Genomic DNA, 19,204 nt, shown 5'->3' with positions numbered 1-19,204 from the left:
GTAGTGTGAAATTAATCCACACAGGAGACCTTCACATAGGAAAGATTATACATGAGTTTTCTATGCTTGAAGATCAAAGGTTTGCACTAAATAATCTTATAGAACTTATAAAAGAAGAAAAACCAGATGTTTTAGTAATAGCAGGAGACCTTTATGATAGGTCTGTTCCTCCTGCTGATGCTGTAGAGGTTTTAAGTGATTTCTTTACAAAGGTTATTAAGGAAACAAATACTAAGATAATGACTATAGCAGGTAATCATGATAGTAGTGAAAGATTAAGCTTTCTCCAAAGAGTTCTTGAGGGGGAAGGATTATATATTGAAGGGGCATTTAGTGGAGATGTGAAAAAGGTTACACTTTCTGATGAAAGTGGAGAAGTAGATTTTTATCTTCTTCCATATACTGACCCCTCAGAGGTTAGAAAATTATATAAGAGAAGTGATGTTAAGTCCCATGAGGACGCTCTTAAATGCATCATAGATAATATTAATATAGATAAAAGAAGTGTACTTATAGCCCATGCATTTGTAGGAGCATCTAGTATGGAGGTTTGTGATTCGGAAAGACCTTTAAATATAGGAAATGCTGAAATAGTATCTCCTATTATATTTAAGGATTTCACATATACTGCACTTGGGCATCTTCATAGACCACAAAGGGCAGGAAGTGATAATATTCGCTACTCAGGGTCACTTCTTAAGTACTCTGTATCAGAGGCAAAGCAGGATAAGTCAGTATCAATAGTTACTATTGATGGAGATGGTAAAGTTGAAGTTACACTTAAGAAGCTAAGTTTAAAGCGTGATTTAAGAGTTATACGTGGCTATCTAAATGATCTAATAGATCCTGATAGTTATGAGGGTGAGAATCTAGATGATTATATTTTTGCAGAGCTTTTAGATGAAGGTGAATTAATAGACCCTATAGGCTCCCTTAGAGGAGTGTATAATAACGTTCTAGGACTTAAAAAGGTATCAAAGGGGAAAAGTGATGTAAGTCTTGATAGTGCTAGGAATTATAGGGAAAAAGGAATCGATGAATTATTTATTGATTTTTACTTAGAGTTTAATGAGGAAATAGATGATAAAAGAAAAGATGAAATGTTAAAGGTAATTAAATCTTCAGTGGCGGAGGTGAGTTTATGAAGCCTCTAAAACTTACAATAAATGCATTTGGACCATATGCAAAACCTCAAGAAATAGATTTTACAAAGATGGACAGCATATATCTTATAACAGGACCTACTGGAGCAGGAAAAACAACTATATTCGATGCTATAAGCTTTGCTTTGTTTGGAGAGACTTCAGGAAGTGATCGGGAGCAAAAAGATCTTAAAAGCGATTTTGCAGATGGAGGGGAAGTTACATTTGTTGAACTTGAATTTCTTCTTCATGGAGAGATTTATACTATTAGACGTGAACCTACCCAAACAATGAAGGGAAGAAAGACAAAAAGAAACCATGCAGTAGAATTACATCTACCAAATGAGAAACTCTTAAACAAGGTACATGAAGTTCAAGAGAAGATAGAAGAACTTCTAGGTCTTAATGTTGAACAGTTTAGACAAATAGTAATGCTTCCACAGGGAGAATTTAAGAAGCTTATAGAATCTAGCACCGAGGAAAAGGAGAGGATATTTAGAAAGATATTCTCAAGTAAGATTTATAAGGACTTTCAGGATAAGTTAAAGGACAAGTCTATCCTAATGCGAAGGGAGCTTGAAAAGTATAGAGATAGAAGAATTACACTACTTCAAAAAATAGAATCAGGTGATAATCTTAAGCTAAAATCCCTTGTAGAATCAGAGAATATGAATATACAAGAGATTTTACTTGAAGTTAAAGAAATTCTTGAGGAGGATAAAAAGACCTTAAAAAAGCTTGAGGATGATAAAATTAATAAGACTAAGGAAATAGAAGACAAGCTTAAAAGGATAGAAAAATATAAAGAACTAAATAATAAAATCCAAAGAATTTCAGATCTAAAGCTATCCTTAGAATCTCTTTTATCCAAAGAAGAAGAAATATTAAGTTATGAGAAAAAGTCCCTAATGGCTAAAAAAGCTAATGAAGCTAAATTACTTGAGGAAAATTTAATAGGTGCTAAAAACTTTGCTACGAGGAAGCTAGAAGAAAAACTTTTAGCACAAAGTTTAATAGAGGAAAAGGAGAAAACTCTAAGAGACTTAAGTAAGGAATTAACCCTTCAGGAATCAAAAGAGGATGAGAGAAAATCCCTTGAGAAAAAACTTCATAGTTTAGAAAGTCAAGTTAATGTATTTAAGGAATATGAAGAGAAGTCATACAGGCTTCAAGAAGAAGAAAAGATATTAAAAACAATAGAAGATAGCCTAAGGGAGAACTATAAACTAAAACAAGAAAAGGAAGTTAACCTTGTAGATATTGAAAGCTTTTTAAATGAGAATAAATGTGTAGAAGTAGATATTTTAAGCCTTGAGGGAAAAGTTAAAGAAAAGAAGGAAGATTTAAACTTGCTTCGAGACTTCTATAAGAAAATAGAAGTCTTAAAGATGAACATTGAAAAGAAAGAAGAACTTTCGAAGGAATATAGCATTATTAGTAGTAATTATCTTAAGAAAAATAACTACTATGAGGAAAAAAGTGAAGAGATTAAGCTTGAAAGTGCAGGGATACTAGCTAAGGCTTTAGTTGAAGGTGAGCCATGCCTAGTGTGCGGCTCAATTCATCATCCAAATAAGGCAAGAGTATCAGCCTCTACTTTAAGTGAGAAGGAACTTAAAGTCCTGAAGGATGACCTTGAGAAAGTTAAAGCTAATAAGGAAGAATTACTAAAAAGTGTAACTGCAGTTAAAGTTAAAATAGACGAAATGCTTAAGGGGGTTATACTAGAAGGGTTTAAGAAGTTTTTAGGTGTAGATGACTTCTCTATAGAAGAAATAGATATTCTTCAAGGGGATATAACAAATAAAGGCGGAGCTATTAGGTCAGAGCTTGAAAAGGATGAAAAGGAGTTAGCGGATAAAAATCTTTTGCTAAAGGCTAAAAGTTTAAAGGTTTCAGATAGAGAAAAGATCTTATTAAGTATTCAAGATGTTGATAGGGAAATAAAGTCTTTAGAAATTAAAAATAGAGAAGTCTTTGCAAAATGCGAGACACTTAGAGAATCTAAGAAAAGCCTTGAAAAGAGTATTAATGGAGAGGTTAGTTCTCTAAAGGAACTTGAAATCCTTATTCAAAATACTAAAAAGTCTATATCAGCAATGGAAGAAAGTTTAAGAAGAATTAGAGAAGTGGAAAGGAAAGCTACTATAGAGTTAACATCTGCCATTAAAAACCTTGAAAACAAACTAGAAGAACTTAAAGAAGCAGAGATTCAAGTTAAATCTAGAGAAGAAATCTTTTATGATAAGTTAAACTCTTTAGGATTTACCTATGAAGTTTTTAAGGAAAGTCTACTTGATTCTAAGGATATTGATGTAATTGATAATAATATAAAGGAATATAGAGATGAGCTTTTAACATCTAGAGAGCAGATTAAGGTTTTAGAAGAGGAGACTCTAGGTAAGGAAAAGATAGATACTGAAGAATTTGAAAATGAAAAATCTATACTTCAAGAGAAACTTAAAGAAATAGAAAATGAAGAAAAGATAGTATATTCAAGATGTGATAATAACAGTAAGATAGTAAAAATGGTTGAGGAGTTATCAAGTGGTATAGGAAGTAAGGAAGAGAAATATAGCATAATATCAGAGCTTTCTAATATAGCAAATGGATTTAACCCTAAAAAAATAACATTTGAAAGATATGTTTTAGCACATCACTTTGGAGAAATACTAGAGGCGGCAAATATTAGATTTAAGGCAATGACTAATGAAAGATACTATCTAGAAAGAAAGGTTGATATAACCGATGCTAGAAAAAGCCAAGGACTTGATTTTGATGTATATGATAACTATACAGGAAAAACAAGAAGTATAAAGAGTTTATCAGGTGGGGAAAGTTTTAAAGCTTCACTAGCACTAGCACTTGGACTTTCAGATGTTATTGGGGCATCCTCCGGGGGAGTTAGGATAGACACTATGTTTATAGATGAAGGCTTTGGAACACTTGACCCTGAATCCTTAGAGAAAGCTATAGAAACTTTACTAGAGCTTGGTGCAGTAGGAAAGGTAGTTGGGGTTATATCCCATGTATCAGAACTTAGTGAAAGAATAATGTCTAGGATAGAGGTAAGTAAAGATAAAAAAGGAAGTAACATCGCTACTTGTGAAAGTTAATATATGGCAAATACATTTAATAACAGTAGCATTTGTAATATTTCCAAGATATAATTTTCCTATATAAAAGTTAAATATGATTTGGTATAGGAGGAAAATTATGATTTACAAAAGTAAAAAGGTGGTAGGAGCATGTCTTTTAAGTGCTATGACACTAATGAGTATAGCAAGTGCAACACAATCAATTAGTGAAGTTAAGGTTGTTAAGGCTGGAGTTCGTGAAGATAGCCTAGCTGTTCACTATAAGATAGAACATCTAAGGAGTTCTCTAAAGAAAAATTATTTAGGACTTAAGAATGTAGGCCAATGGCAAAAGTACATAAAAGAAGCAAGAGCGCTTAATGCTAAACTACCAAATGGTTCAACAAAGACTAAGTATGCTGAAAGAATTAATACAGCAGAGGCATTAGTAAATGCTGCGGCACGTGTTAACCAATTAGAATTTAGTATGGATAAGAATGCCCATGTAATGGCTAATGTTCCACAATGGGGAGAATATGTTGATTTAGCTATTGAAGATTTAGAAAAGGTTGATATTAATCAATATGAAGCACAATACAATAGCTTAGTAGATAGGCTAGAAAAAAGAATTCTAGATATATATGAAATATTAGGATTAGATATTGAAATACCAGATGCTGTAATCGAAAAAGCTACTCCAGATAAGATAACTATCACATTTGGTGAAGCTATAAAGTCAAGTGAAAGTGATATTAAGGATAGCATTATAGTTAATGTAGATAACACAGAGGTAGCAGTTAAGTCAGCTATAATAAGTGAAGATGGATTATCTATTTCTATTACATTAAACAAGCCAGTTACAGCAGGACAAGCAGTTACTGTAACTTTAAAGGAAGATGGAAGTATAGAAGATAAAAATGGGAATGGTATATATACAGATATACCTGTAGAAGTAGATAACCTTTTATAAACAGAATTATTATAAGATTTTATTAAGTAACCTAGGATTGCTTACTATGAGATAAAGTTTTTATGCTAGTTAAAAGTACTAACAAGAAATTGTTAGTACTTTTTTTTATAAATAGTATAGAAAGCAGACTTTTTATAGTTATAGAAAATACTATAGAAAATGGCAGTAAACTGGTATATCTTATTAGGGAAAGATGGATAAGTAAATAATTTGGAAAATTGGTAATATTGAAAAAATATCAGTAAAAGTATATAATCCTTTTACCATATAAAAATTTCATTTGGTTTAGGAGGAAGGTATGAGTAAGAGTAAAAAGTTAATTGGTTCAGTTCTTGTAGGAGCTATGACACTTGTAAGTGTAGCAGGTACTACTCAATCAGTTGATGAAGTTAAAATTGTTAATGCAGGGGTTAAAGAAGACACTAAAGCAGTACATACAAAAGTTGAGCAAATAAGAAATTCTCTTAAGAAAAATTTCCTAGGACTTAAAAATGTAGGACAGTGGCAAAAGTACATAAAGGAAGCAAGAACTTTAAATGCTAAACTTCCAAAGGGAGCAACTAAAAACAAATATGCTGCAAGAATTAACTCAGCTGAAGCTTTAGTAAATGCAGCAGCACGTGTTAACAAAGTAGAAGGAAGTATGGCAAACAACGCTCATACAGTAAAAAATGCTGAACAATGGATAAAGTATGTAGAACTAGCTGAAGCTGATTTAGAGAAGGTTGATGTTAATGAATATGAAGATCAAATTAATAGCCTTATAAATAGACTTAATAAGAAAATAGCAGAGATTAATGATATATTAAGTGATGACTTTGGAGTAACTAAAGCTGCAATTGAAAAGGGATCACCTGACAAGATAACAATTACCTTCACTGAAGTTCTGAAAACAGATGTTAGTGATGTTAAGGATAGCATTATTGTAAAAGTTGACAATACTTCTGTAGCAGTTAAATCAGCTGTATTAAGTAAAGATGGGGTAACTTTAACTATTACACTTGATAAGGAAGTTAAAGCTGGACAAGTTGTTACAATAGATATAAAACAAAGCACTAGCAAAATAAAGGATAAAGATGGAGTAGTTATCTATACAGAAGAGCCTGTAGAGATAGATAACCTACTATAAAATTATATTATTAAACAAAAGTGCTGTTGACAGTAAAATGTCAGCAGCACTTTTGTTTAGTAATTGGTAATAGTTGGAGATGGTTAAAAAGTTATCGATAACTATAGTAAGATGTTATACTAGGAGGTATATTTTGTATGAATATTCAAGGAGCTAATAGTACAAACTGGGGTACACTTTCTAAAGCACAACAAACAAATGATAATAGTGAAAATAAAAGTATAATGCTTCAAAATAAAAGTAAGGGTTCCTCTTATACTGCACTGGAAAAAACTAAGGAAGATTTACTTAAAGCAAAAGAAGAACTAATGGATAAAAAAATGTCTTCTGAGGAGAAAAAATATAAGTTAGATGAAATTAATAAGAAGTTAGCAGAAGTAGAGGCTCAGATTCAAGAGGCTAAGATTCAAGAAAGAAAAAGAGAAGAGGAAAAGCTAAAGGAGAAGATGGAGAAGAAACAGTCAGAAAAGGCAGCATCATCAGATGAAGTAAGAGGTGGTGTTATAATATCAGAGAGTCTTAAGAATCTTATTGAGTCAAGGGATGCTATGAAAAATATAAGGGACATGAAGGTAACTAAGGCTAATCTAGTGCGTGAGAGAGGTTGGCTTGTTACAGATGGTAACTCAGATTCCTATGTTACAAGACATCACAATAAATTAACAGCTGGTATAATTGGGCTTGATAATAGTATAGCATCTGAGTCTGCTAAGATTATTAGAAAGACAAGTAGTGTCAATGAAAGTAATGTAGAGGAAAAAGAAGTTGATTCTAAGTCAAAGGAAGATAAAAAAGAAGATAAGAAAGTAGCGGATAAGGAAACTGAAATAAAAGCTACCAAGTAAAATAGGAATAAATGTTAATAACTATTCAAATGATAAGTGTAAATATTAATAGAAAAGGTATGAGGCAATATGAGAATATCCTATGAATTTAATTCCTTCGATGAAGTTGTAGTAAAAGGTTATAAGTGGATAGAGGAGAATGTTAAACCTAATTTAATAGTTGTTATTTCCCATGGTATGGCAGAGAGAATCGAGAGATATGATGAATTTGCAAGGTTCTTGTTATCAAATAATATTTTTGTATATGGTCATTCTCATAGAGGACATGGATTAACCTCTAAATCTAAAGAAGAACTTGGCTACCTAGGAGTAGATGGCTGGAATAGAATGAGGGAGGATCTAAAATATGCTATAGAGATGGCGAAAAAGGATTATCCCGATGCAAAAATAATTCTACTAGGACATAGTATGGGTTCATTTTTAGCAAGGGATTTTATAATAGAGAATTCTAAGTTAATAGATGGGCTTATATTATCTGGAACAGGATTTTACGGGAATTTTAAGCTGAGGTTTGGAAGTATTATAACAAGGCTAATAACAAAGCGAAAAGGAGAGTTATATAAATCAAAGATTATTGATAAGCTGGTTTTCGGTAATAATAATAGCAAGATATCTTCTCCTAAAACAAAATTTGATTGGATATCAAGAAGTGAAAAAGCAGTACAGGAATATTTAAAAGATCCATACTGTGGGAATATTCATCCAAGTAGTTTCTTTTTTGAATTTTTTACAAATCTGCAAAGGTTACTATATGAAAGTTCCTTTGAAGAAAAAAATAATAACCTAAAGATTTTTATATTATCAGGTGATAAGGATCCTATAGGCTTTTATGGCAAAGGTGTAAATAAAACAATAGATTTTTATAAAAGTCATGAATTCAAGGTAGAATTTACACTTTACACAGATGGAAGACATGAAATGTTACATGAGATTAATAAAGAAGAAGTATATAACGACCTTCTAAAATGGATAAAAAATATTTGAAAAATACTCTGTCAGTTATATAAATTAGCAGAGTATTTTTGATTTGTAGAAGTTTTAACAAGTAGTGTTATAATACTAAAGAATGGAGAGATAATAAAAAAGGCTTTGTAGATGAAGTAATTTAGTAGGAGGACACTTAATATGAAGGTTTGTGTGCTTGGAAGTATTAACATGGATGAAGTAGTAGTGTGCGAAAGTCTGCCAAAACTCGGTGAGACTGTTCTTGCAGACACATTTAATAAAATCCCTGGAGGAAAGGGAGCTAATCAAGCAGTAGCAGCTAGTAGGCTTGGATGTAATGTAGCAATGATAGGGAAAATAGGTGATGACTCCAGTGGTGAGGTTCTACTAAATTCACTTAAAGAAGATAACATAAATGTAGATTGGGTTTTTAAGGATGTTGAAAGACCAACTGGAGTTGCTATTATATTAGTAGATTCTATAGGGAATAACTCTATAGCTGTTGTTCCTGGGGCGAATATGGGGATAACAATAGATGATATTAGTAGGGCTAAGGAGGTTATACAGAGAAGTAAAATTCTTATAGCACAATTTGAAACACCTATAGATATAACACTTGAGGCTTTCAAAATTTCAAAGGAAAGTGGTGTTGTGACTATCCTAAATCCAGCACCAGCAAGGGAAGTAACCGATGAACTTTTGATGTATACAGATATAATAGTACCAAATGAGACAGAGGCACAGTCTCTAACAGGGGTTAAACCCTATGATATGGAAAGTGCTAAGAGTGCATCGCAGTATTTTCTAAAAAAAGGTGTAAAATATGTTATAATAACTCTTGGTGATAAAGGTGCAGCTTTAGTATCAAATGAAGACAGTACCCTAGTTCCTGCACAGAAGGTAGAAGCTGTTGATACAACAGCTGCAGGGGATTCATTTATAGGAGGACTTTCAAGAATACTTTCATCCGAGGAGAAGTTAACATATTCTTCCCTTGAAAAGGCAGTAAAGTTCTCAAGTAAGGTATCAGCTATCGTTGTTACTAAGGAGGGTGCACAAACATCTATCCCAACATTTGAAGAAGTTACAAAGATATATGGGGAGGAATAACCTTGAAAAAATCAGGAGTACTTAATACACATATAAGTTCACTTATAGCAGAACTTGGACAAACAGATACTATAGCAATTGTTGATGCTACAACATCTATACCAGATGAAACTAAGAAAATAGATTTAGCACTTATTAAAGGGATTCCATCATTTATGGATACTTTAAAGGCAGTTCTAAGTGATGTAGAAACAAATGAAGTTATAATTGCTATGGAAACAGAGGAAGAAAATAAAGAAATATTTGACTCTATAACAGCTGAGGTTGAAGGTAAAAAGGTTGTTAAGGTTTCAAATGAGCAACTTAAGATAATGCTTAAAAAATGCAGAGGTGTTATTAGATGTGGAGAAGCTACTCCATATTCAAATATAATAATTAAATCAGCTAGTATATTTTAAAGTATAAACCTAGGGGAGAATCCACTAGGTTTTTTTATTTTTAAATAAGTTTATTTGGAAAAGTGATCCTATTATGTATATTTGATTAATATATGGACAAACTCATATAATGTAAAGCATTTAACAAATTGTTTAAATTAATAAAGGAATGTTTTATGTTTACAAACATATATTTTAATATACATAACTTGGAGGTGTACACGTGAGAAAAAAACAAAGTTATAAAAAATTATTTATGATATTATTTGTACTTTTAATAGTTATTACTGGAGTGTTTTGGAATGCTGGAAGTAAAAGTACATTAGTTTCAGCATCTAGAGAGGAAGTGAATAGTACTCTTGAATTTTTAAAGGAAGGGTATAATGCTTACTGGTACTTAGATGATTCCCTTGACATGGAGAATGTAGTAAACATTAGTGGAGAAGAATATTTAAAGGTTATTAAAAACTTTAATTCAAGTGAAGATATAGAAAATTATTTCGCTAGGTTTTACTCAGAAAATTCTACTAAAGAATTTATGAAAAACCTTTCACCAAAGATGATAAATGGAAGTCTATATGTTATTGCAGGAGAAGCTGGAGATAAGCCTAATATCGATTCTGCTGAAATAGTAGATGAAAATTTGAAAAAAGGATACATTACTTTAAAGCTTAAGGATAGTAATAAAGAAGATTTATATTTAAGGGCCTATGTTTCCTTTGAAAATAATAAACTTAAAATTACTAAGTGGGAAGTTTTATAATTTAAATATGAATTTCATATAACAAAAAATATTGAAATTACAAGATGTATTAAAGAGAGTTTGAAAAATCCAAAGAATTTAATAGTCAATAATATAAAAAAGGGTTAGATTAAAAAGTTATTATACTTTTAATCTAGCTCTTTTAATAGTTTAGAGAATTATGATTATTAGGATTAAAGCTGATATAACTTGTACAAGACCAATTAAAGCTGCATATATGCTATATCTAAAACCATGTAAAATAAGTTCACTAAGTTTAACTCTCATGCCAATTCCAGCTAAGGCAATAACTTCGAAGTTACAGCTAATAGATTTTAAAACATTAGAAAGGTTATTTGAAATTACTCCAAGGGTAAATAGTGTGCATGTTATAAAAAATCCTATAACATACCATGGAATTTTTATTTGTAGCTTATTTTTTGTAGTAGTATCACAATTATCTAATGAGTTACTTTTTGTTGATTTATTTTTAAACCATGATATATACATAACTACAAAAACTAAAAATATTATACGCACAATTTTAAATATAGTAGATAGTTCAGAAACAACAGGGCTTATCATTTTACCACTTGCAACAACTTGACCTACAGACTGTAGTGTTCCACCGATTAGTGCTGATGTTCTGTAAATATCAAGGTTAAATATAAAATATGCAAAAATAGGTAGAAGTAGCATTAAAACAGTTCCAGTAATATTAACAAGTGTAATAGATATTCCCTTATCAAGGTTACTTGCCTCAATTGCTGGTGCAGTAGAAGCTATAGCTGAAGAGCCACAAACCCCATTACCACTTGCCATTAAGAGAGTGAAGTTATCACTAAACTTCATCTTTCTTCCTATCCATATTGCCGCTGAGATAGTAACTATCATTTGGATTGCAATATAAAATACTCCCTTGGTTCCGATGGTAAGAATAGAATTAATATTTAGTGTGGAACCAAGTAAAACTACCGAAATTGATAGAAGAGTGCCTTCAGAAAACTTTGTACCTTTATCAAATATATTCTTGTTTAAAATGGTATTACCAAATATAATTCCTAAAAATATTGCAATTATTGAGGTGCCTAGGGTAGGTAAAAATTTAGCTAGGTAATTACTAATAAAGGCTATAGTGAAGCAGGCTAAAAATCCAGGTATAATACTTAAAAAATTACTTCGTATATATTTATGATTCATAATAGAAACCTCGCTTTATATGAAAATTAGGTGATTGAGATTACAATTTAGATTATAATACTGATATAACCATTAGAAAAATAAATATATTTTATAATAACCATAAGTAAAAATTATGGTTATTAGAGGAGATAATATGATTGAAGAGCTTAAAACCTTTGTTGCTGTAGTAGAGTATAATAATTTTACAAAGGCTGCAGAGGCTATAAATATGTCTCAACCAGCAGTGAGTCAACAAATAAAGAGTTTAGAGAGAATGTATGACACTGTTTTAATTCAAAGGTCACACAGAGAGAAGAAAATTATAATAACACCTGAAGGAAAGATTCTTTATAAGCGTGCCAAGGAAATTATATCTTTATTAAGAGAAGTGAAGTATGAAATGGAAGGTTATAAAAAAGAATTCCAGGGGATAATAAGGATAGGTGCAAGTTATACTATAGGAGAATTTTTTATCCCAAAGTTTTTAGGAGAATTTACAAAGGCATATCCTAAAATCGAATTTGATATAACTATTGATAACACTAGAACCATATGCAAAAAAGTAAGCGATATGATTCTTGATATTGGTCTTGTAGAAGGATACTTTAATTGTGATGAATTTATATATGATGCTTTTAAAGAAGATATCTTAAAACTTGCAGTTAAAAAAGGATATATAGATAAAGGTCAAGTATTTAAGAAAAAAGACTTTAAAGATTCAGTATGGATAAGTAGAGAAGAGGGGTCAGGAACCCGTCAAGAACTAGAGACTTTTTTTAGAGAAGAGGGTATAGTACCTAAGAAAATAATGGTTTTTGGAAGTAATTATTCAATAAAGGAAGCAGTTAAACATGGTCTTGGTGTAACATTAACATCAGAGGCTGTATTAAATGAAGCTATTGAGCTAGATGAAGTAGATATTATTAGAACATCGAAGGAATATAAAAGAAAATTTCATTATATACTTCCTAAGGGAAAAATACACTCTAGATTATCAATTTTACTAGTTAAGATGTTAAAAGAATTGAATGTAAAATAACTATTTATGAAAAACAATACAATAAGTTATAATAATTACATTTTTATAAATAAAAAATAATCAAAACTTCTTTATTTAAATTCATCATTTGTGGTAAAATAGATTTTGCATGAGTATGAAAAATACATTTTTGCTAAGGGAGGTATTGTAATGTCTGTAAATAAAGCGCTAGGTATGATAGAAACTAGAGGATTAACTCCAGCAGTAGAAGCAGCGGATGCTATGGTAAAGGCTGCGAGCGTTACTTTATGTGGATATAAGTCAATTGGTTCAGGACTTGTTGCTGTTATAGTAAGAGGAGACGTTGGTGCTGTTAAGGCTGCAGTAGACGCAGGTGTAGAAGTTGCGAAATCTGTAGGCGAAATCAATGCTGTTCACGTTATTCCAGCACCACATGCTGAAATAGAAGAAGCTATACTTAAAAATATAGGCTAGTTATAAAGCTGCATTTGCAGCTTTATAACCCTACATAAAATCGTAAGTTAATTTACACTTATATAATAATATTGTAGATTTCTTAAGTGTTGTTACTACATATATAATACAAACTATGTATTTATAAAGAAATATTGAAATAATCACAAATATACACTATATTTACTAAAAATTTATTCAATAAATATTAAAGTAGGTTTTCTTTTAATATATATAGTGGTATAATGAGAAGTAACGACACACATAATTAATTATGGGGAGGTATCCATTATGTCAGTAAAAGATATAAAGATAACTGTTATACAAGTTGTTAACCAAGAAACAGCAACTGCGAAAGCAAATGCTTCAGTCGACTCAAAGGTAGGAGACGAATACATAGCAAAGAACTGTGAAAAGCCAGAAGGTCTTTCAGATACTGCTTGGTTAGGAATGAAGAGAAGAGTTGTAGAATTAGCTACAGGAGACAAGGATCCACTACTAGCTGACGGTTCAACAACTGTTTGCTGTAACGATGGAGCACGTCCAGTATATTACAATCTAGAAACAGTTTAATTAAATCGAATGATTACAGAAAGCTGTCCTTTTTAAGGGCAGTTTTTGTTTTTTGTAAAATTACATTTTTGATAGTTTTGTAATATATTATATATTATGAAATAAAAAAAGGTAAGTAGAATTCATTCTACTTACCTTCTGGCAGGGGCACCAGGACTCGAACCCGGAACCAATGGTTTTGGAGACCACTACTCTACCAATTGAGCCATACCCCTAAGACAAGATTAATTATATATCTATATTAAATAAAAATCAAGTGTTTTTTAGAAAAAAGTTTTAAAAAAATTATATTTGTATAATTTCAAAAACTTTATTAACTTTATCTCCTATATAGTCGATAAATAAACTCAGTATTATTTTTTAAAGAATTATGATAGTTAGGTGTGATAGCATGGTAAAGATAATTAAATTCTTTTTATTTGATGATTTGAATTATAGAATAGATTATACTTCTGAGGGAGTAGATAAGAAAATATCAGCTATAATTTTGAGCTTGTTTTTAAATTATTTCATCAAAGGTATCAATATAGGAATACTATATAAGAAGATAGATAATAAGTATCTAATTCTAAAGGTTGAAAGTGAAGAATTAGATGGTGCATATGTTATTAAGTTTGTATATTTAGATAGTTTAAATGATTATCCAGTAAAGCTTATGTACGAAAATGGATTTATAGATAATGATTTTAAACATAGCGAATATGATAATCTTGAGTTTGAAACTCTTTCAAAGTATATGAAGAGTATAGATGCAGTAGGTTTTAGGCAAATAGTAAGTGCTATATTTAAAGCGCAGTATTATAACTCTGCTGTGAGACTAAGAGGAAATACCAAGGAACTACTTCTTTGGATTGCATCTATTCAAATGATATTTCCAAAGGAGTTTGCAGAGGATATTAGCTTTAAAATAGAACAATATAAAAATGACATAGGCATGGCTAGTTTATCTATAAGTGATAATATTATTGATATTAGATATAAAATAAATATTGAAAACGAAGATTTATCTATGGAAAGATATAAGTTTACATCTCTTCTTCAAAGACATTATCTTTTACCATCAACTAACCTTGAAGCATTCTTTTTATTTGTAACTTATTTTGATTATAAGAAGTTAGATGAGAGACTAGAGGATATTTATAATATATATATGATATCAAGACTCGGAATTGGAGATATAGATTATTCAACTGTTAAGCTTGCTATAGATAACCTAGAGGAGATAGGAAGTAAAGAAGCTAAAAGGGTAGTTATTCTGAATATGCTTAAGGTTATTGAGAAGCTTACAACGGAAATGGATGTAAAATTCTTTAAGCTTATTATGTCCTTTGCATTTAGGGCATGTAATGAAATGGAAAGTCTTTTTATAAATGAAATGTGTAAAGAACTATATTTAAAGTCTTTAGTAAGTATATTATTTAGCGGAAGATACAAATCAATTGAGAGTTTTGAACAAGCTGTTAATGAGATTGAAAATATAGCAGAGAAAAAATCTCTTTATAAATATATGTTAGATGATAAGAGACTTGAGCACATAGGAATATATCTAGATCTTGATTGTACTCCTGAAAGAGTTTTAGTAATGCTTAAATATCTTCTGAAATATAATATAGAACTTGGATATAAGTGGAGTAAATTCACTCAAAAGTTTATTGATATTATAGCTAAAGGTATTTCGATTATAGCTAAAAGCGAATTAGATTTAGAAGACTTTTTGCACACAATAGCTTTAGATGAGGAGTATCTAGCTAGAGTACTAACAGATATTTATGTAGCTATTGATAATGAAAAAATACAATTAAGTTTTGTTAGTAAGGTTTCTGAGTTTTTAGATGAGGTAGAAGATGACAGGATAGTAGAACTGAGAAAGAGAATCTCTTCTATAGAAGCAGGTAACCATTTATTATATGAAGAATTTAAAATGTCCATGGAAATTAAGGGACATACTACTAAAGGCTTTGAAGAATATATTGAATCATTTTATACATCTAAGGAATACTTTAATAAGTGTTTTAGTAGAGCCGTTGCATATATGTTGGCGAATTTAGATGATAAAGAAGATTATAAGTTTTCATTATTCATTATTAATGAAATGAAGGAAAATAAATTTGATTATAGCTACCTTCCAGACAAAGTCCTATCTGATATTGTGCTTGGTATAGAAAAGTATGTAGACTTTGAAAACTGTGAAGAGATCTATGAAATATTAAGTTTTATAACAAGGCTTAAAAAAGATAGAGCTATAAGAACATCTATTAACATTACTGGTTTGTTAGAACTTCAAAGGTTAATTCAAGATGGAGAGGATATTGATCCATATGAATATGAAGCTCCTGATATGAAACCACATAAACTAAGTGAAGAGTCATATAAAAAGTATAGAGATTTGAATCTTGAAAAGATAATAGGGATGTGTAGAGATAAAGAAGAACACAAGGCTATAGCAGATGTATTTATGACTAAAGATAATTTTATATTTGATTATATGAAAATAGCTTTAAATGATAATAATGTTAATAAAGATGTTTCACTAAGCTTTCTTATTTATTACCTTTACTATGTACATCCAATGTACAAGGTATCAGGCAAAGAAGAAATTCTAATGGAACTTAGAATGATGATAATTGAAAGAATAAGTGAACTGAGTTTTAGTGCAGTATGTGATATAGACGACAAGGTAAAGGGAGAGTTCGAAAAAATGAATCTTTCAATGCCTGTGGAATGGGAAGAAATATTCACATCAATTAAAAAAATTAAAAGTGAAGGAAACTTCGTAAATAAACTAAAATTCATGATGAAAAAGTAATATTAAAATCAATAATGGCCTACTAATAATTATCTTATTAGTAGGCTTTTTTATAAATATTAAATATAAAGGTATATGCTTTGCTTTTTATTTGACTTGAAAATAACGGAGTGTTAAAATGGAAGGAATTATATCATATGAAATACGTTGTATAAGTAGGGAATAAAATTGAAGTTTTAAGCTAACTAATTTAAATATGTAAGCATTCCTTTGTGGAACTTATATTAGAATCAGGAGGTAAAAAAATGATAGAACTTAGAGGCGTTGGAAAGACTTATGATGATAATGAAGTGCTAAAGGATATTAGTTTTAAAGCAAACAAAGGGGAAATAGCTGTTTTACTAGGTACTAGTGGTTCAGGTAAATCTACACTTCTTAAGGGTATAACATTTATTGAATCTCCTACAAAGGGTGAAGTGATAATTAACGGAAAGCTTATTAGCTTCGAAGGTATATCTGAGGAGGAATTGTTATATATAAAGAAAAATATAGAAATTGTTTTCTGTGAATATAATATTTTAGAAGATAAGACTGCCCTTGAAAATGTTTTAGAGAATCTAATTACAATAAAGGGATGGGGTAGGCTAGATGCCATGGAAAAAGCACTTTTCTATCTAGATAAAGTAGGTTTAAGGGGTAAGATTAATCACTATCCCCATGAACTATCTAATCTTCAAAAACTAAAAATAGAAATAGCAAAAGCATTAGCAAAAGATCCTAAGATTATACTTCTCGATGGAATAACCAATAATCTTGATTCTGAATCAGTTGAAGACATAATGCAAGTTTTAAAAGAGGTAGTAAGTGAAAATATTGCAATAATAATAGCTACACATGAGGTAGGATTTGCAAAGGAAGTTTCAGATAAGGTACTTTTAATTGATAATGGAAGAGTAGTTTTAGAAGGGTCATTTAATGATGTATTTGAAAATGCTACAGATGAGAGAATAAAAGAGTTTCTTAAAGAAATAGTTTAATATATAAAGGCTGTTCTAGATTTAGCTAGAATAGCCTTTAATTTTTGATCAAGGTATGTTATTTACTTTCTTTATTAGACTTAATTACATTAAATATGGAAACAATAAAAGATATTGCACCTGTTATGTAAGGTATAAAGCTAGGTATGAAGGAGCTTATTTCATCATCATCTATTTTTGAGGATATTTTACTACTTACACCCTCTACTTTTCCACATATTCCTGATATGGACTTAACAGAATCATTTATGTGCTCTCTATTTTCCTCGATTGCTATATGTACAGATTTTAGTGTTTGTATAAGTCTATAAAGAGCCATACTTAAAAATACAGTTATAACTATGAAGCATATTAAGAAGAAAAATAGTAACATATCTCTAAAACTAATATACATGTCCATCCCCCCCTCTTTTTTCTAATTTTCGCCAAGTTTTATATTAATTATACCAAATATATCATATTTGTCTCAATTAAAGTTGAAGTAAAAATACAAAAGCTATAAAATGTAAAGGTAATCTTTAAGAAAAATTAAGGGAGCGATATTATGAAAGATATTATAACTTTAGGTATAGAAAGTAGTTGTGATGAAACTTCAGCAGCTGTTGTTAAAAATGGAAGAGAAGTTTTATCTAATATTATTTTATCTCAAATAGATATTCATAAAAAATTCGGAGGAGTAGTTCCAGAGGTAGCATCTAGAAAACATGTTGAGGCAATCTCAAATGTTATAGAAGAAGCTATTGAAAAAGCTGGTATAAAATATGAAGATATTGATGTTATAGCCTCAACATATGGACCAGGTCTTGTTGGTGCTCTACTGGTGGGACTTTCTACAGCAAAGGCTATGGCATTATCAATGAAAAAGCCATTTGTAGGTGTAAATCATATAGAAGGGCATATAAGCGCTAATTATATAGAGCATAAAGAGTTATGTCCACCATTTGTAACACTAGTTGTATCAGGAGGACATTCTCATCTAGTTTATGTTAAAGACTATGGGAAGTATGAGATACTTGGAAGAACAAGGGATGATGCAGCGGGAGAGGCATATGACAAAATATCAAGAGCACTAGGACTTGGATATCCAGGAGGGCCAGAAATAGATAGATTAGCTAAGGAAGGAAACCCTTTCGCTATCGATTTTCCAAGATCTTATCTTGAAGAAGATAGTTTTGATTTCTCATTTAGTGGGCTTAAGTCAGCAGTACTTAACTATCTAAACAAAATGAATATGCAGTCAATAGAAGTTAATAAGGCAGACGTAGCTGCAAGTTTTCAGCAAGCTGTAGTTGAAGTATTAGCAGAGAAAGCAGTTAGAGCAGTAAAACATACAGGAGTAGATACTCTATGCCTTGCTGGGGGAGTTGCAGCGAATACTGCACTTAGAGACCTTTTAACTAAAAAATGTACTAAAAGAGAAATAAGATTCCTATATCCATCTAATGTACTTTGTACTGATAATGCAGCAATGATTGCATCAAGTGGATATTATGATTATATAAATGGATATACATCAAGTTTGAATTTAAATGCTGTTCCTTCTTTGAAGATTGGGGATAGGAAGTAATTAGGGATTAATGCAGGAGAGGTGTCCTATAAGGATGCGGTTTTTCTAGCTAAAACGACGAGACTACTTCACAGAGCTTCTAATCTTCGTAAATCTCCCTAGGCTAAGAGCTAAGTCTAAGAAACCGCTGCGCTTTACGACTTATCTCTAAGCCTAGGGAGATTTTCTACCATAAGAATCTCTAGTTTGTAGCTCTATTGTTTTAGCCAGAAAAACCACATCCTTACAGAGGGACTATCTCTACATATTAGCATTTAATTATGACTTCAGTGATAGGAAAAGCGTTTTCATATATTACTTTTAACTAAC

Annotated in this window: 17 protein-coding genes and 1 tRNA gene; 15 read left to right on the top strand and 3 right to left on the bottom strand. The window is 30.7% G+C overall.

The window, feature by feature from the left end; translation table 11 throughout:
* The first annotated feature begins 5 nt into the window (after positions 1–5).
* From CLCY_RS00400 to CLCY_RS00360, 9 genes are all read left to right on the top strand, one after another.
* On the top strand, positions 6–1,145 hold the full coding sequence (locus CLCY_RS00400) for an exonuclease SbcCD subunit D (protein WP_053083204.1): 1,140 nt from the start codon (positions 6–8) through the stop codon (positions 1,143–1,145).
* The gene (locus CLCY_RS00395; RefSeq protein WP_048569158.1) at positions 1,142–4,258 is read left to right on the top strand and encodes an AAA family ATPase; all 3,117 of its coding nucleotides are present in this window, start codon (positions 1,142–1,144) and stop codon (positions 4,256–4,258) included. Before CLCY_RS00400 ends, CLCY_RS00395 begins: the two co-directional genes overlap by 4 nt.
* A gap of 100 nt (positions 4,259–4,358) precedes the next feature.
* On the top strand, positions 4,359–5,189 hold the full coding sequence (locus tag CLCY_RS00390) for an Ig-like domain-containing domain (protein WP_048569157.1): 831 nt from the start codon (positions 4,359–4,361) through the stop codon (positions 5,187–5,189).
* 298 nt (positions 5,190–5,487) lie between these two features.
* Positions 5,488–6,318, top strand: coding sequence for an Ig-like domain-containing domain (locus tag CLCY_RS00385; protein ID WP_048569156.1), 831 nt, complete (start codon positions 5,488–5,490; stop codon positions 6,316–6,318).
* 137 nt (positions 6,319–6,455) lie between these two features.
* Positions 6,456–7,163, top strand: a complete 708-nt coding sequence (locus tag CLCY_RS00380) for a hypothetical protein (protein ID WP_048569155.1) — start codon at positions 6,456–6,458, stop codon at positions 7,161–7,163.
* Between the two features lie 69 nt (positions 7,164–7,232).
* The gene (locus CLCY_RS00375) at positions 7,233–8,147 is read left to right on the top strand and encodes an alpha/beta fold hydrolase (RefSeq protein ID WP_048569154.1); all 915 of its coding nucleotides are present in this window, start codon (positions 7,233–7,235) and stop codon (positions 8,145–8,147) included.
* A 141-nt stretch (positions 8,148–8,288) separates the two neighbouring features.
* On the top strand, positions 8,289–9,218 hold the full coding sequence (gene rbsK, locus CLCY_RS00370; protein ID WP_048569153.1) for a ribokinase: 930 nt from the start codon (positions 8,289–8,291) through the stop codon (positions 9,216–9,218).
* A 2-nt stretch (positions 9,219–9,220) separates the two neighbouring features.
* Entirely contained in the window at positions 9,221–9,616 is a 396-nt protein-coding gene (gene rbsD / locus CLCY_RS00365) for a D-ribose pyranase (RefSeq protein WP_048569152.1), read from the top strand.
* A gap of 202 nt (positions 9,617–9,818) precedes the next feature.
* On the top strand, positions 9,819–10,358 hold the full coding sequence (locus CLCY_RS00360; protein ID WP_048569151.1) for a DL-endopeptidase inhibitor IseA family protein: 540 nt from the start codon (positions 9,819–9,821) through the stop codon (positions 10,356–10,358).
* Positions 10,359–10,508: 150 nt separating this feature from the next.
* Here the strand turns inward: CLCY_RS00360 and CLCY_RS00355 are convergent, their stop codons facing one another.
* Entirely contained in the window at positions 10,509–11,537 is a 1,029-nt protein-coding gene (locus CLCY_RS00355) for a YeiH family protein (RefSeq protein WP_048569150.1), read from the bottom strand.
* 136 nt (positions 11,538–11,673) lie between these two features.
* Between CLCY_RS00355 and CLCY_RS00350 the strand changes: the two genes are divergently transcribed.
* The 3 genes from CLCY_RS00350 to CLCY_RS00340 all read left to right on the top strand — a co-directional run bounded on the left by CLCY_RS00350 (position 11,674) and on the right by CLCY_RS00340 (position 13,545).
* Entirely contained in the window at positions 11,674–12,558 is an 885-nt protein-coding gene (locus CLCY_RS00350) for a LysR family transcriptional regulator (RefSeq protein WP_048569149.1), read from the top strand.
* A gap of 150 nt (positions 12,559–12,708) precedes the next feature.
* Positions 12,709–12,993: a BMC domain-containing protein gene (locus tag CLCY_RS00345; RefSeq protein WP_048569148.1), complete on the top strand. Its 285-nt coding sequence runs from the start codon at positions 12,709–12,711 to the stop codon at positions 12,991–12,993.
* 270 nt (positions 12,994–13,263) lie between these two features.
* Positions 13,264–13,545 carry a TIGR04076 family protein gene (locus tag CLCY_RS00340; RefSeq protein WP_048569147.1) on the top strand — a complete coding sequence of 94 codons (282 nt, stop codon included), beginning with the start codon at positions 13,264–13,266 and terminating at the stop codon, positions 13,543–13,545.
* A 139-nt stretch (positions 13,546–13,684) separates the two neighbouring features.
* Here CLCY_RS00340 and CLCY_RS00335 read toward each other — a convergent pair.
* Positions 13,685–13,760 (bottom strand) — tRNA-Trp (locus CLCY_RS00335).
* A gap of 176 nt (positions 13,761–13,936) precedes the next feature.
* Between CLCY_RS00335 and CLCY_RS00330 the strand changes: the two genes are divergently transcribed.
* Together CLCY_RS00330 and CLCY_RS00325 are read left to right on the top strand one after the other, a co-directional pair.
* Positions 13,937–16,351, top strand: coding sequence for a hypothetical protein (locus tag CLCY_RS00330; protein WP_048569146.1), 2,415 nt, complete (start codon positions 13,937–13,939; stop codon positions 16,349–16,351).
* Between the two features lie 245 nt (positions 16,352–16,596).
* Positions 16,597–17,328, top strand: coding sequence for an ATP-binding cassette domain-containing protein (locus tag CLCY_RS00325; protein ID WP_048569145.1), 732 nt, complete (start codon positions 16,597–16,599; stop codon positions 17,326–17,328).
* Between the two features lie 58 nt (positions 17,329–17,386).
* Here CLCY_RS00325 and CLCY_RS00320 read toward each other — a convergent pair whose 3' ends face one another.
* Positions 17,387–17,722: a hypothetical protein gene (locus tag CLCY_RS00320; protein WP_048569144.1), complete on the bottom strand. Its 336-nt coding sequence runs from the start codon at positions 17,720–17,722 to the stop codon at positions 17,387–17,389.
* A 147-nt stretch (positions 17,723–17,869) separates the two neighbouring features.
* On the opposite strand from CLCY_RS00320, the gene tsaD reads away from it, so the two are divergent.
* Complete coding sequence (gene tsaD / locus CLCY_RS00315) at positions 17,870–18,895, top strand: tRNA (adenosine(37)-N6)-threonylcarbamoyltransferase complex transferase subunit TsaD (protein ID WP_341372090.1); 1,026 nt, start codon at positions 17,870–17,872, stop codon at positions 18,893–18,895.
* The last annotated feature ends 309 nt before the right edge of the window (positions 18,896–19,204 follow it).

Source organism: Clostridium cylindrosporum DSM 605 (assembly GCF_001047375.1).
In the GTDB taxonomy this organism is placed as follows: domain Bacteria; phylum Bacillota; class Clostridia; order Clostridiales; family Caloramatoraceae; genus Clostridium_AB; species Clostridium_AB cylindrosporum.
This window is presented reverse-complemented; position numbering and strand designations above follow the sequence as displayed.

Bases quoted from the DNA above. Each gene is read 5' to 3' on its own strand.
- CLCY_RS00395 (WP_048569158.1), top strand. From the start codon at position 1,142: ATGAAGCCTCTAAAACTTACAATAAATGCATTTGGACCATATGCAAAA.
- CLCY_RS00390 (WP_048569157.1), top strand. From the start codon at position 4,359: ATGATTTACAAAAGTAAAAAGGTGGTAGGAGCATGTCTTTTAAGTGCT.
- CLCY_RS00385 (WP_048569156.1), top strand. From the start codon at position 5,488: ATGAGTAAGAGTAAAAAGTTAATTGGTTCAGTTCTTGTAGGAGCTATG.
- CLCY_RS00380 (WP_048569155.1), top strand. From the start codon at position 6,456: ATGAATATTCAAGGAGCTAATAGTACAAACTGGGGTACACTTTCTAAA.
- CLCY_RS00375 (WP_048569154.1), top strand. From the start codon at position 7,233: ATGAGAATATCCTATGAATTTAATTCCTTCGATGAAGTTGTAGTAAAA.
- rbsK (WP_048569153.1), top strand. From the start codon at position 8,289: ATGAAGGTTTGTGTGCTTGGAAGTATTAACATGGATGAAGTAGTAGTG.
- CLCY_RS00355 (WP_048569150.1), bottom strand. From the start codon at position 11,537: ATGAATCATAAATATATACGAAGTAATTTTTTAAGTATTATACCTGGA.
- CLCY_RS00350 (WP_048569149.1), top strand. From the start codon at position 11,674: ATGATTGAAGAGCTTAAAACCTTTGTTGCTGTAGTAGAGTATAATAAT.
- CLCY_RS00345 (WP_048569148.1), top strand. From the start codon at position 12,709: ATGTCTGTAAATAAAGCGCTAGGTATGATAGAAACTAGAGGATTAACT.
- CLCY_RS00340 (WP_048569147.1), top strand. From the start codon at position 13,264: ATGTCAGTAAAAGATATAAAGATAACTGTTATACAAGTTGTTAACCAA.
- CLCY_RS00330 (WP_048569146.1), top strand. From the start codon at position 13,937: ATGGTAAAGATAATTAAATTCTTTTTATTTGATGATTTGAATTATAGA.
- CLCY_RS00325 (WP_048569145.1), top strand. From the start codon at position 16,597: ATGATAGAACTTAGAGGCGTTGGAAAGACTTATGATGATAATGAAGTG.
- CLCY_RS00320 (WP_048569144.1), bottom strand. From the start codon at position 17,722: ATGTATATTAGTTTTAGAGATATGTTACTATTTTTCTTCTTAATATGC.